This is a genomic window from Anabaena sp. WFMT, from assembly GCF_051781005.1.
In the GTDB taxonomy this organism is placed as follows: domain Bacteria; phylum Cyanobacteriota; class Cyanobacteriia; order Cyanobacteriales; family Nostocaceae; genus Anabaena.
In genome coordinates, this window is record NZ_JBPWOA010000002.1 from 789,680 (window position 1) to 804,459 (window position 14,780).

General features: G+C 39.0%; 10 protein-coding genes. 9 read left to right on the top strand and 1 reads right to left on the bottom strand.

Features of this window, described 5'->3' with window-relative positions; translation table 11 throughout:
• The first annotated feature begins 70 nt into the window (after window positions 1–70).
• From ACSQ6I_RS03795 to ACSQ6I_RS03835, 9 genes are all read left to right on the top strand, one after another.
• The gene (locus tag ACSQ6I_RS03795) at window positions 71–652 is read left to right on the top strand and encodes a hypothetical protein (protein ID WP_438888969.1); all 582 of its coding nucleotides are present in this window, start codon (window positions 71–73) and stop codon (window positions 650–652) included.
• Window positions 652–918 carry a hypothetical protein gene (locus tag ACSQ6I_RS03800; protein WP_438888970.1) on the top strand — a complete coding sequence of 89 codons (267 nt, stop codon included), beginning with the start codon at window positions 652–654 and terminating at the stop codon, window positions 916–918. The genes ACSQ6I_RS03795 and ACSQ6I_RS03800 overlap by 1 nt, the downstream gene beginning before the upstream one ends.
• The gene (locus tag ACSQ6I_RS03805) at window positions 919–1,377 is read left to right on the top strand and encodes a hypothetical protein (protein WP_438888971.1); all 459 of its coding nucleotides are present in this window, start codon (window positions 919–921) and stop codon (window positions 1,375–1,377) included.
• Window positions 1,378–1,413: 36 nt separating this feature from the next.
• Window positions 1,414–1,632 (top strand): hypothetical protein, encoded by a 219-nt coding sequence (locus ACSQ6I_RS03810; protein WP_438888972.1) that lies wholly within the window; start codon window positions 1,414–1,416, stop codon window positions 1,630–1,632.
• 191 nt (window positions 1,633–1,823) lie between these two features.
• Complete coding sequence (locus tag ACSQ6I_RS03815; protein ID WP_438889003.1) at window positions 1,824–4,547, top strand: M16 family metallopeptidase; 2,724 nt, start codon at window positions 1,824–1,826, stop codon at window positions 4,545–4,547.
• A 422-nt stretch (window positions 4,548–4,969) separates the two neighbouring features.
• Complete coding sequence (locus ACSQ6I_RS03820; protein ID WP_438888973.1) at window positions 4,970–5,464, top strand: hypothetical protein; 495 nt, start codon at window positions 4,970–4,972, stop codon at window positions 5,462–5,464.
• A gap of 168 nt (window positions 5,465–5,632) precedes the next feature.
• Window positions 5,633–6,046, top strand: coding sequence for a hypothetical protein (locus tag ACSQ6I_RS03825; protein WP_438888974.1), 414 nt, complete (start codon window positions 5,633–5,635; stop codon window positions 6,044–6,046).
• 424 nt (window positions 6,047–6,470) lie between these two features.
• Window positions 6,471–12,728, top strand: coding sequence for an ATP-binding sensor histidine kinase (locus ACSQ6I_RS03830; protein WP_438888976.1), 6,258 nt, complete (start codon window positions 6,471–6,473; stop codon window positions 12,726–12,728).
• 496 nt (window positions 12,729–13,224) lie between these two features.
• Window positions 13,225–13,923: a glutathione binding-like protein gene (locus ACSQ6I_RS03835; RefSeq protein ID WP_438888977.1), complete on the top strand. Its 699-nt coding sequence runs from the start codon at window positions 13,225–13,227 to the stop codon at window positions 13,921–13,923.
• A gap of 210 nt (window positions 13,924–14,133) precedes the next feature.
• Here the strand turns inward: ACSQ6I_RS03835 and ACSQ6I_RS03840 are convergent.
• A partial coding sequence (locus tag ACSQ6I_RS03840) for a sensor histidine kinase (protein WP_438888978.1) occupies window positions 14,134–14,780 on the bottom strand: 647 nt, incomplete at its 5' end.

Below are 14,780 nucleotides of genomic sequence, written 5' to 3' on the forward strand. Positions count from 1 at the left end.
TTCGCCACAAACAATAACGAGAAAATACGCTCTAGAGTGGGGTTGTCAAAAATCAGAAACATTCAATCATATGGGTTTTAGAGCCTTACAACGGTACGCATCACAGAAAGCAGCGTATGACAATTACAAAGCTTGGGACGCTTTAGACCCAGGTGCAAAGCAAACGGCGTACGCGGCTATTACTGATGAAACCAAGCGAGCAAAACCAGAACGCGTGACTGGGTATTTATCCCCATTCAATCAGGTTGGCTCTGCATTAAAGTATATTTCCATGCCTGTGCTGAAAAAGGTACAGGAAGGACAAGGCGCTGGTGTAGGAAATGCCTTGGTCGGAATACTTGATCCTTTTTATCTTGATGACACTGACACTGCCCCCACTTCTGGCGCTATTTCCTACCCACGGTTTAAAGCTGCAAAAGTAAGCCTTATTTTGCGATCAAGTTTTACGAAAAGCACTAGCCGTATCACTAAACGCAGCTATTTAAAGCCGGATGTAGACACCTATAGTTGCCCATTCGGGCAATCCGTAGCGGCTCAAACTTATGCCGCAGCTATGGTTATTATCCAGCCTGACATTGATACCTGGGTAGAAGCTGCTGCTGCTGGTACTAAGCGCTCGTTCAAATTGACCCCAGAGGGAGCCAAAATATAATGAGTAGCATAGCTGAAAGGACTGGCATTATCTGGGTTCCAGAGGATGACATTGATTTGTTAGCTGTTGGATTGGACGACGAATACAATGAGTCCGACTTTCTGGCTATGCTCAACATTAACCAAGCTGGTAGAGACTGGCTTGATGGCAAGATATCCCTCATGGACTACTGCGACATCTTGCAATCAAATGATATTCCTGACCCTTATGAACTTGTGGGGGAATTTTGTGATCACACTGAATTGATTATGAGAGCAGGTCTGTAGGTGAACAGAATTTTAGAGTTGCAAGATGCCAGCAATTTTTTGTTGCAATACAGCAACTCTTTTACCGCTGAAGTGATAGAGATGCAGGATGGTAAAAATATTTATGCAAAACTCACAGAAATAATAATTCCTGTTGTTTTTGATAAACCTGTTCTAAACATCAACATCACTACCAGCGTTCCTGTGGGAAAAATATGGGAATTCGCTGGAACTCTGAGACAGGTGGTGTCAACTGGCTTGGGTGACTCTATAACTGAACAGCAACCGCTGTCCTTGATACAGAGAAACTTGATTGTATTTTCCAAGGTGGCTGGTGACTATACCTTGAGGTACAAACCCCCTAAGTGGTTCATTGATTTGAACATAGCCATCTACCAGTACGACGGAGAGGACACTTCAGAAATAGAAATCGACTTGGCAAGAATCGAAACCAAAATTGATGCACTCACACCACCATAAAGTGCGATCGCAATTCCAAAACTTTTCCAGAAAATTATGACTGCTGAACGACTGACCGTTTTGATTACCGTCCTGACCGTTGCCACGCAGTCAGGACTTTATTTAGTTAGTGGTGGGTTTTCTGTGGGTAGCAAGGTTTCCGACATCAACGCCGAAATCAAGTTGATTAGGTCCGAGGTTATAGCTCAGAATGAAATCCAAAATTACAGGCTCAATAAGCTCGAAGGGTTGCAAAGCGCTAAAACTACCCATTAATTCGATTGGGGATTCACGCTAGAATTTCATGACTACACTAGAGGAATAGCAAAACCTGCTTAGTCCTTCACCTCTCAACCTTTGATAAATATCTGTCATCACCCAAAAGAGAGATTTTGTAATTTACCTTTCACCCCAAAAGCTGGGGTTTTGTTGTTTCAAATTAACCGCTTATGAAGCTGCGCTTTTATATGCTTTTAGGTTTGTGTCTCAGTCTGATTCTGAGTGTTGTGCCGCTTTCCGGCAATTTTACCAATGCTGCCACACCAGCAGTTACTCCTGTTTCTGCACTCTCTTTTACCCAAGGGGTGCAAAAAACGGTTTTAGAAAATGGCTTAACTGTACTCACCAAAGAAGTACATACTGCACCTGTCGTAAGTGTGCAGGTTTGGTATAAAGTTGGTTCTCGCAATGAGGGGAAAGGAGAAAGTGGTATTTCTCATCAACTCGAACATTTAATGTTTAAAGGTACTACTGACCGTCCAGTGCAATTTGGGCGGTTATTTAGTGCTTTGGGGAGTCAGTTTAATGCTTTTACTAGTTTTGATGAAACGGCTTATTTTGGGACGGTGCAGCGAGACAAACTAGAAGCACTGTTGACTCTGGAAAGCGATCGCATGAAAAATGCTTTAATAGGCTCAGAGGAACTAACCAGTGAAAAGCGTGTAGTCATTTCTGAGTTGCAAGGCTATGAAAACTCTCCAGAATATCGTTTAGATCGAGAAGTCAGAAAAGCCGCTTTCCCTAACCGTGCTTACGGTTTACCAATAGGGGGAACAAAAGCAGATGTTGAAAAATTCACCGTTGACCAAGTTCGCAATTATTACCAAACTTACTACAGTCCTGATAATGCGACTTTGGTAGTTACAGGCGATTTTACCACCGCACCCACACTGAAATCTATCAAAGCAACTTTTGGCAAACTACCAAAAGGAGAAAAAACGACTTTGAAAGTTTCTCCTGCGGTGACAGCGGTTAATGCTGTTCAAAAAACGCCAATTGTCCTCAAACAACCAGGAAGTGCAGCACTGTTACAAGCTGTCTATCCTTTACCAGATATCAAACATCCTGATGTACCGGCAATTGATGTCATGGATGCTATTCTGACAGGTGGACGTAGTTCTCGATTGTATCAAGCTTTAATAGAATCAGGATTGGCTAGTTCAGTCAGTGGTTCTGCTGCGGAACTTATAGAACCTGGTTGGTATGACATTAGTGCTACAGCCGCACCTGGTCAAGAATTAAGCAAAATTACGGCTGAACTGCAAGCATCTTTGACAAAATTGCAACAGCAACCAGTTACTGCTGAAGAATTAAACCGAGCCAAAACCCAATTGCAAGCTAGTTTTATCTTGAATAATCAGGATATTAGTAGTCAAGCTAGTCAATTGGCTTATAACCAAGTTATTGCTGGAGATTATCATTATATAGAAAAGTATTTGAGTGCGATCGCTCAAGTTACTCCCCAGGATGTGCAGCGAGTCGCTCAAAAATACCTCAACCCAGCCAAACAAACTATCGGTTACTTTGAACCAACTCAAGCAGATGGTCAACCAGGAACTTCTAGCGGTGCTGCTGGACGCACTACGGAAAACTTTAGTCCTGGTCAACCTGTAGACCCCGCAGAATTAGCCAAATATCTGCCACCGACAACATCAGCTACCAACACTAACCAACAATCTTTACCACAAAATTTTACCTTAGCCAATGGCTTGAAGGTGCTGCTGTTAAAAGATTCCAGCCTACCCACCATCAATATTAGTGGACAAATTAACGCTGGTAATGAATTTGATGGTAATCAAAAAGCGGGTTTAGCGAATTTGACCGCTACCAACTTAATGAATGGTACGAAAACTAAAAATGCTCTGACATTAGCGCAATCTTTAGAAGATAGAGGTGCTAGTTTAAGCTTTCGTGCTAATCGTGAAGGATTAAGCATTAGTGGTCAAGGATTATCAGCTAATTTGCCGATATTAGTAGAAACTTTAGCAGATGTGGTGCAGAATGCTAACTTTCCCCCAGACCAGTTAGAACTAAGTCGTCAACGAGAATTAATCAGTCTCAAAGTCCAGTTAGATGACCCCAGAACCCTAGGAAGACGGGTATTTCAACAAGCAATTTATCCAGAAAATCATCCTTTCCACAGTTTCCCCACTGTCGAGAGTTTACAAAATATCACTCGTGACGATGTGGTGAGTTTCTATCAAACACACTATCGACCAGATGCTACAACACTGACTTTAGTGGGTGATTTTGAGCCAATGCAGGTAAAATCCTTATTAAATCAGGCTTTTGAGCAATGGCAACCACAGGGAAAACCACCTGTTATCAACTTCAATTTCGTAAAATCGTTGTCAAAAACTCAACTGCTAAATCCAGTAATTCCTGGTAAATCGGAAGCGGTGACTTACCTTGGTTACAATGGCATTTCGCGCACAGATCCTCGTTATTATGCAGCATTGATTCTCAATCAGATTTTAGGTGGTGATACCTTATCGAGTCGTTTGGGAACAGAAGTGCGCGATCGCTTAGGTTTGACCTATGGTATATACAGTGGTTTTGCTGCGGGAATCAATCCTGGTCCCTTCTTGATTTCTATGCAGACAGCACCTGGTGACACTCAAAAAGCGATCGCTAGTACCATAGCTTTACTTAAACAATTGCGTGACCAAGGTATAACTGAAGCAGAATTTAACACAGCTAAACGTTCTCTTACCAATAGTTACCCCGTAGATTTAGCTAATCCCAGCGAAATGGCCAGCATCATTCTTAACAATGCTGTTTCCGGATTATCAACCGCAGAAATCCGCGAATTTCCCCAGCGCATTCAAGCAGTAACTATGAATCAAGTGCAGAAAGCAATTGAACAGTTAATTCAACCAGAAAATTTGGTCATTGTCACTGCTGGACCCTGACCCCTAACGTCCAAATAAAAAAATCCCCAATTTGTAGGGTGTATTAAGACACTAGTCCATAAGACACCATAAATTCAAGCATAATGGTGGGTTAGCGATAGTGTAACCCACCCTACGGTTTTTGTTGGGGTAATTTATTTTTTTGGTGTTCCCTAACATCCTGCACCAAATTTATTTATTCCCCACTAACTAGTTCAACAATGAAATAAACTTCAGTAAATTCCGGTATTTTTCTTAAATATATTTTCGTAGAATTACCATAAAAGCAAAAAATAGTTATGGTGTGAAATTAGGTATTTCTAGATCAGCTTTTTATAAATCTTTGGCAAAATATCCATAAATAAATTTGTGTAAAACTGCTGTATCAGTCCCCAATAGCTCATGCTATTATCGAGACATATTCATATATTTTATCTAAAAACATGAAAATACCAGAAAATAAAAAAAAACAAAATGTTAGTTCTGATTTTGACAAAAGTTTTTCTCAAATCTCCCCAGAAATAGCAGCTACCTTTACAAAAGAACAAATTGAAGCCATTAGAAAAGGCTTTAGTCACAATGAATGGCAGCAGCATTCTTTAGACTTGCGGATATCTGTGCCTATTCCGCTAATTCGTTTTTATTTAGTGCTATTAGCAGGTGAAGAACGCCGTTCAAAACAACGCTGGCAATATGAAAAACAATTATATCCTTTGTGGACTTTTGGTAATATTTTCTTTTTAATTTTACTTTCCTTCATTATTATAAGTGGTAGCATCTCTGCATTATTTCTAATCAAATCTCTTCTTCCTAAGCAACCAAACTCAACCTTTCCTACCTCATTACCTTGGATAAACGATGAGAATCAATGTAAAAGAGCTAACAAAACTTGGAGTGATGATAGATGTTGGGATGATGAACATAATCCTACATTTTGAAGTAAAAAGATAATTGTTAAGACTAAATCTGGGTGTCACTTTCAATATCTCTTCTAGGGTGCATCAAACCAATAAATTAGTTATTCAGGTGTTTGATATCTAACTCATCCGACTAATATGCTATGTCTTGAAGCAATAATCTACTCATAAAAAATTAGCAAAAATAAAATGGTTAATAAACGTTCAAATCAAAATTCTTTACACAATGATCCTTTCGTACAAAAAATTTTAGCTCGTATTCCTGCTCAAACATCAGCAACTTTCACTGATACTCAACTAACAGAATTAAAAAAGGTATTTATAGACCGTGTTAGTAATTCATCTCCAGTAGATATGAGGCTTTCTATACCATTCTTTAAACGCAGATTTTATCTGGTATTATTGATAGGTAAAGAAAAACGTTCACAACAGCGATTAAAAAATTCAAACTTTCAAGTCGTCAATGGATCTTTAGTCACAATCTATAGTTTAGCTATCATTAGTTTTCTCTTGGGTACGTTGTATTATGTAGAAAGAGAATTGAAAATTAATGCCTTTCCATATGACCAAGTACAATATCTTCATAAAACCTTTAAAAAATAAGCCTAAGCATTCATAATCAACAAACTTTTTCAATAGTAGGACTCAGGTTTGATTTATGTAGTGGTTTAGCAATGCTAAACCCTGGTTAGTCTTGTTTACGGAATTTGTAAGCGCCAAGCGCAGGCTATCAGGAGTCCTATATATGGGTACAAATAAGCTGAAAACATTGAGAAATCAATAATTTTAGGGGTATTAAAGGTGGGATAATATCCAAGAAATAAACCTTAATAAGCTAAAATGCACCTGGGGATACCCACTCAACAAAAATTAGACTTATTATGAATAAACTAAATTTGGTCTTTGAGGTCAGAAATCAACTCACCCTCGTAAATTGGCAAAGGTATTGATAAAATTTTGATATTATTGATAAACAAATTCAGAGATTTTGGAACAATCAATCTAGAAATCGGCAGGATTTAATAATATGCTTACTAGCAAAGTCGGTATTCCTGGATATTGTGTCAGCGAAGAACTCTACAATAGTTCGAGAACCATCGTTTATCGAGGGTATCGAGAGAATGACCAATTACCTGTAGTGATTAAACTACTAAAAAATCCTTATCCCAGTTTCAACGAATTGGTGCAGTTTCGCAATCAATACACCATTGCTAAAAATCTTAAATCACCTCTGATCATCCAAACCTACAGCCTAGAACCTTACCAAAATGGCTATGTGTTAGTGATGGAAGATTTTGGAGGGATTTCTCTCCAGCAATGGGCGTTGAAAGGAGAAAACGCAATATCTGTGATGGAATTTTTAGTTCTAGCGATCGCACTGTGCAATACATTAAATATATTATATCGAGAACGCATTATTCATAAAGATATTAAACCTGCAAATATTCTTATTAATCCCGAAACTAAACAAGTTAAATTAATCGACTTTAGTATTGCATCTCTACTACCAAGAGAAACGCAAACCCTAGTCAATCCCAATGTCTTAGAAGGGACACTAGCTTATATTTCTCCAGAACAAACAGGCAGAATGAATCGGGGGATTGACTACCGAACTGATTTTTATTCTTTGGGTGTAACTTTCTATGAATTACTGACAAGAAAGTTACCTTTTTTATCTAATGAAGCAATGGAATTGGTGCATTGTCATATTGCCAAAGCAGCACCATTAGTACATGAAATTAACCCGCAAATCCCGTCAGTAATTTCCAAAATCGTCAACAAATTGATGGCGAAGAATGCGGAAGATAGATATCAGAGTACATTGGGACTGAAGTTAGATTTAGAAAATTGTTTACATCAGCTACAAGAAACTGGGGAAATTCAGAGTTTTGAAATTGCCCAAAGGGACCTGTGCGATCGCTTCCTCATCCCCGACAAACTCTATGGGCGAGAAAACGAAGTAAAAAACCTCCTTCAAGCCTTTAATAGAGTCAGTCGAGGTGCAACAGAAATGATGTTGGTGTCTGGGTTTTCCGGAATTGGCAAAACTGCGGTTGTTAACGAAGTCCATAAACCAATTGTGCGGCAACGTGGTTATTTTATCAAAGGTAAATTTGATCAATTTAATCGCAATATTCCCTTCAGTGCATTTGTCCAAGTGTTCCGGGATTTAATGGAGCAATTATTAACCGAAAGTGATGCACAGATTCAGCGATGGAAAAATCAGATATTAGCGGCTGTAGGTGAGAATGGACAAGTAATTATTGAAGTCATTCCTGAATTATCAAGAATTATTGGTGAACAACCATCTGCCACAGAATTATCAGGAATAGCAGCACAAAATAGATTTAATTTATTATTTCAAAAATTCACCCAAGTCTTTACCAGTGCGGAACATCCTTTGGTAATGTTTTTAGATGACTTGCAATGGGCTGATTCCGCATCACTGAAGTTAATGCAGCTATTGATGACTGATACGGGGCATCTTTTTATTATTGGTGCATATCGTGATAACGAAGTAAATCTAGCACATCCTTTAATGTTGACTTTGAGTGAAATCCAAAAAAAACAAGCAACGATTAATACAATTAATTTAGCACCATTGAGCCAAGGACAAATAAATCAATTAGTTGCTGATACCTTAAAATGCTCTGAGAATTTAGCATTTTCTCTTTCTCAGTTAATTTTTCAAAAAACTCAAGGCAATCCGTTTTTTGCTACCCAGTTTCTCAAATCATTGCATCAAGAAAATATTATTCAATTTGATTGGAAATTAGGCTTTTGGCAATGTGATATTGCACAAGTGACAATTCAAGCGGTTACAGATGATGTTGTGTCCTTTATGACATTGCAATTAGGAAAACTCCCGCCATCAACCCAACAGGTATTGCAGTTAGCAGCTTGTATTGGCAATCAGTTTGATTTAGCAACTTTGGCAATTGTTTCTGAACAATCGGAAATTGAAACGGCTGCTAATTTATGGAAAGCATTACAAGAAGGATTGATTTTAGCACTTAGTGATGTTTATAAGTTTTATGTCGGACAAGAAAGCCAAGTAATTACCCAAGAAAATTCTCAGCCTGTTACCTACAAATTTTTACACGATCGCATCCAACAAGCTGCTTATTTATTGATTGATGAACATAAAAGACAAGCAACTCATCGAATGATTGGGCAACAATTACTGCGTCACATTCCCTCACAACAACGGGAATCCAGAATTTTTGAGATCGTCAATCAGTTAAATGCAGGGATAGAAATACTCACTCAACAGCCCGACAAAGATGAATTAGCCAGACTCAATTCAATTGCAGGACGCAAAGCAAAAGCAACAGCCGCTTATGAACCTGCACTCAAGTATTCAACAATAGGATTAGATTTATTAGTCCCTCATGATTGGCACAGCCAAGATGAACTACTGCTAACACTGTATGAATTGGCCGTAGAAGCGGCTTATCTGACTGGCAACTTTGCACAAATGGAACAGTTTGCTGAAGTTGTGTTCAACAAAACTACTTCATTACTGGATCAAGTTAGAACCTATGAAGTTAAAATTCAAGCTTGCATGGCTCAGAATCAGCAGTTAGTAGCCTTAAGCATTGCCAAGGATGTTTTGCAGCAATTAGGCGTTGATTTGCCAACGCAGCCAACAACCACTGATATTGGGCAGGGACTTCAGGAAATACAAATACTCCTAGCAGAAAAACCCATTGAGACATTATTAGAACTACCACAGATGACTGCATCTGCACAACGGGCGGCGATGCAGATTCTCTCCAGCATTATTTCTGCTGCCTATCAGGTAGATCCAGCCTTACTACCCTTTGTGGTGTTTGCCCAAGTTCGGCTGTCTATCCAGTATGGGAATGCACCCGAATCGACCTATGGGTATGTCTTTTATGGGCTGATGCTCTTGATCATTGCCGGGGATATAGATTCTGCCTATGAGTTTGGCAGACTAGGCATAAATTTATTAGATCATTTAGATGCTGCCAATCTGGCAGCAAAGACCATCTTTGCATTTAACTGTATGCTCAGACATTGGAAAGAGGCGATCAAAAATTGCTTAGAAGACTCTTTCCAAGCCTACGTGATTGGCTTAGAGACTGGTGATATTGAATATGCTGGATTAAGCCTTTGCAATTGTAGCTTGATTGGGTTGTTTAGTGGGCGGGATCTGCGGCTACTCAATCAGGAAATGGAGGCGCATTACAAGGCTATTGAGCGATTACACCAGTATGGCGTTCTATGTATACAAAGTCTTTACTCTCAGGCAGTTCTCAATTTGATTGAAGCCCCTGGCGAACCGTATCTCTTGCGAGGCGATCGCTATGATGAAGAGAAGTTAATTCCATTACACATCAAAAACAATGAATTGACGATGCTCTACCAGTGTTACGTCACTAAGCTGCTACTTAGTTATCTCTTCCAAGAATATGGGCAAGCTTTAGAAAATATTAATTTGGTAGAAAAGTATGCAGCAGCAGGAGCAGGGCTACCCTTTTTGCCAATCTTCTATTTTTACGATTCACTGACTCATTTAGCTATTTTTGCTAATGCTCCTGAATCAGAGCAGGCTAGGATTCTGGAACGAGTAAGCACAAACCAAGAAAAAATGAAGTTGTGGACATATCATGCCCCAACAAATCATTCCCATCGCTATGAGTTGGTAGAAGCAGAACGGTATCGGGTGTTAGGTAATAAAAATGAAGCTATAGAAAAATACGATCGCGCTATTTCTCTTGCCCAGGAAAACGAATATATCAACGAAGAAGCCTTAGCTAACGAACTGGCAGTCAAGTTCTATCTCGACTGGGGGAAAAGGCGTATCGCTCAAGAATACATAATCAACGCCTACTACGGCTATGCTCGTTGGGGAGCAAAAGCTAAGGTTGCCGACTTGGAAAGACGCTATCCCCAACTGCTGTCTCTCATATTAGAGCAAACCCGTTCTCCTCTCTCTACTAGCGAAACTATCTTTGCTTTAGAGACTGTCACATCTACCATTCCCGCCACTGTCAATAGTAGCGGCATCTCAGATTCTCTTGACTTAGCTGCTGTTCTCGAAGCCTCACAAACTATTTCTGGCGAAATCGAACTGGAAAAACTACTTTCGTCATTGCTTTCTATCGTCATTCAAAATGCGGGGGCTGATAAATGTGTATTAATGTTGTTGCGAGACAAACACCTGTTGATCGAAGGGTCAATTACCCTGGGGAAAGAGCCATTTGTTTTGCAGTGTCTTCCTGTTGAGGACAGTCAGGATATTCCCCTGAAGCTGATTTACAAAGTCAAGCACAACAGGCAGACTACGGTGATGTGGGATGCGACCCTGGATCCGACCTTAGCAAATGACCCGTATATCATGCATCAGCAGCCCAAGAGTATTTTATGCAGCCCAATTTTGCATCAAGGGAAGTTGCTGGGCATTTTTTATCTGGAGAATAATTTAGTAACGGGGGCGTTTACGAGCGATCGCGTCGAACTATTAAATCTACTTTGCGTTCAAGCCGCTATTTCCTTAGAAAATGCCCGACTTTATCATCAGTCTCAAATTAAGAATCAAGAACTAGAGGAATCAATCCAAAGGCTCCAAGCCACCCAAGTGCAACTACAATCGTCCCAGGAGTTTTTACGATTGGTGATCGACAACATTCCGCAGTTAGTCTTTTGGAAAGACCGCAACTCGACCTTTTTGGGTTGTAATGTCAGTGCGGTTCAAGCTACAAATCTGGAGTCACCAGATCAGATTGTCGGTAAAAATGATCATGACTTTTTTATTCAGGAAGAAGCCGACTGGTATCAACTGTGCGATCGCCGCGTCATGGAATCAGGAGAAGCCGAACTCCACATCATTGAAACCCAGTTAAGAGCCGATGGCATTCAATACTGGCTCGACACAAACAAAATTCCCCTGCGTGATCCAGACAACAACGTCATAGGTATTTTGGTGACAGTCGAAGATATTAGTTATCTGAGACGAACGGAAGCCAAGGGAAAACAAGCTCAAGAAGAACTACAGGAAAAAGAGCAGTTTCTGCGTAGTATCTATGATGGTGCCGAAATTGTAATTTTTGTCATAGATGTATTAGCAGATGGCAGTTTCCGCTATGCCGGATGGAATCCTGCCGCAGAAAAGGTGACTGGAATTAGTAGCATTAATGTTGTAGGCAAAACTCTCCAAGAAGTCATGGGAGAAGAACAGGGAGAAAGGCTGCAACGACGATTTACCGAAATTGTCACCACAGGCAGAAAAGTTGCGTATGAAGAGCATATCGACCTTAATGGTCAGGAAACCTGGTGGTTTGCTAACCTCAATCCCATCAAGAATGTAGAGGGGCGGGTTGAGCGGATTATTGGCACAACATTTGATATTAGCGATCGCAAGCAAATAGAACTTGCCTTACAACAAAAATCCCAAGACTTAGAACAAGCCTTAACCAATCTGCAAAAAGCCCAATTACAAATGGTGCAAAGTGAAAAAATGTCTGCACTGGGTAATTTAGTAGCTGGGATAGCCCACGAAATGAATAATCCTCTGGGCTTTATTTATGCTAGTCTCCAACAAGCTAAACCCATCCTAGCTGAGATTTTTGAACACTTGAAATTATATCAGGCAAGCTTTCCCAATCCAGGTGCAGAAATTCTCCTCAATGCCGAAAAAATTGACTTGGATTATAGCTTAGAAGACCTTCCCAAAATACTAGATTCGATGACGATAGCCTGTGACAGATTAACAAATATCAGCACCAGTCTCCGCACTTTCTCCCGTGCTGATAGAGATTACAAAGTACCATTTAATATCCATGAAGGCATTGATAGTACCATTCTTATTCTCAAACATCGTCTCAAAGCCAACGAAAAACGTCCTGCCATTGAAGTGATCAAAAACTACGGTAATTTACCTAAAATACAATGTTTTCCTGGTCAATTAAATCAGGTATTTATGAATATTATTGCCAATGCCATAGATGCGTTAGATGAATCAAGTAGAGGATGGAGTACTGAGGAAAAAAAAGCAAATCATAACAGAATTATAGTTAAAACCTCAATCGAACATCAGCAGGTAAAAATCACCATTGCTGATAATGCTCAAGGGATGAGCGAACAAATCAAACAGAAAATATTTGACCACTTATTTACAACTAAGGGCATAGGTAAAGGTACAGGATTAGGATTAGCGATTGCCAAGCAAATTATCGCAGAAAAACATCAAGGTAGCATCACTGTTAATTCCACTCCAGGGGAAGGCACAGAGTTTATCATCTCCCTATCTGTCAAATAGTCAAAACACTTTTTCAGCAAACCCTAATTAAGTTTTGTAAAAAAACCTTTCCTTTTAGCCTTTTACCTGATCAAACCAAACTTTTTTAAGTAAAAATACTTGAAAGTATTTTAATATACAATTTTAAATTGATTATTCAAGATTTGTCTATCTAATGGAGGAATAAATGTATTTTAGATAAATACTTAAATGATGAGATATTCCGATCACCTGACGAAATTTAATACCATATTCCCTCGTTGATATCTGACAGTGAGGGAATTTTTTTAATTATACAAACAGATAATAATCAAGAGTAATTGATCTATCTTTAGGAGGACTGGATAAATAGCTAATCAATATTAAATATTAAATAGCCCGATTACCCTACCGGACTTTAGCTCCAAACCCCCTCTTGTTATTAACCGTTCAGAGGGGGCTTTATTAAATCAAGTTCTTTTTTGTGACATAATAAATATAAAATTAAATTTAGTACTATAAATTTGCATCAAAAGCGATGATTGAGCTTTATTATTGGACAACTCCTAATGGTCATAAAATCACAATTTTCTTGGAAGAAGTAGAAATTCCCTACACCATCATCCCTATCAATATCGGTGCTGGTGATCAATTTCAGCCTGATTTTCTCAACATTTCTCCGAATAATCGCATTCCCGCAATTGTTGATGATGAACCAGCACATGGAGGTGCGCCAATTTCCATCTTTGAGTCTGGAGCCATATTATTATATTTAGCAGAAAAAACTGGGAAATTAATTCCTCAAGATGTGCATGGACGAGTGGAAGTTCTCCAGTGGTTATTTTGGCAAATGGGTGGTTTAGGACCAATGGCCGGACAGAACCATCACTTTAGCCAGTATGCTCCCGAAAAAATAGAATATGCTATTAATCGCTACGTTAAAGAAACTGGACGTTTATATGCAGTGTTAGATAAGCGACTTGCTGATAGAGAATTTGTCGCAGGTGATTATTCTATTGCTGATATTGCCATTTATCCTTGGATTGTTCCTTATGAACGTCAAGGCCAAAATCTAGAAGATTTTCCCCATATTTCACGCTGGTTTGAAACCATAAAAAATCGTCCAGCCGTAATTCGTGCTTACGAGAAAGCTGAGGAATTTAAAAATCAAGCTCTTGATATCGAAAAATCAAGAGATTTGTTATTTAACCAGTCAAGTAATACTGTACAACGTTAGATAATTCGTAATTCGTAATTCGTAATTACAGCACATTTTGTCTGAGTGAGGTACACAAAGGCAGGCAAGACTTGTACTGAGCTTGTCGATAGCGTAGCGTGGCGTTAGCCATAGTATGCCCAACCCACAAGATTTATAAGATTAAGATGTGTACTTCATTTACTTACAAGTTGCTGTATCAAACATCGGCTAAAAGCAGAAAAACGGAAATTATTCAGGTGGTAATTCTTGTTGTTTTAAGGGGATAGTAATGACAAATTCTGTTCCTTGATCAGGAGCAGAAATACATTTTAAATTACCACCATGTTTTTCTGTAATAATTCTGTAACTAATAGATAAACCTAAACCTGTACCTTTGCCTACTGCTTTGGTGGTGAAAAAAGGTTCAAATAAGCGCTTTTGGATATTTTCAGGAATGCCATAACCATTATCTTTGATGTGAATAATTACCTCTTCGTCTGTGGTGATTTGAGTATGAATTTGAATTTGTGGTTGCTCAATTTTTTGTCCATTAATAATTGCTTCTTCTAAAGCATCAATTCCATTAGCCACAATGTTCATAAATACCTGATTGAGTTGCCCGGCATAACACTCTACTGGTGGTAAGTTACCGTATTTTTTAATTATCTGAATTGCTGGACGATTAGATGTAGATTTGATTCGATTTTGTAAAATTAGCAGTGTACTATCAATACCCTCATGGATATTTACAGCTTTCATTTCTGCCTCATCTAGCCGGGAAAAGTTTCGTAGAGATAGTACTATTTCCTTGATTCTTTCGGAACCAACTTCCATTGAATGTAACAACTTAGGCAAGTCTGCTATGACAAAATTTAAGTCTATAGTTGTAATTAGTT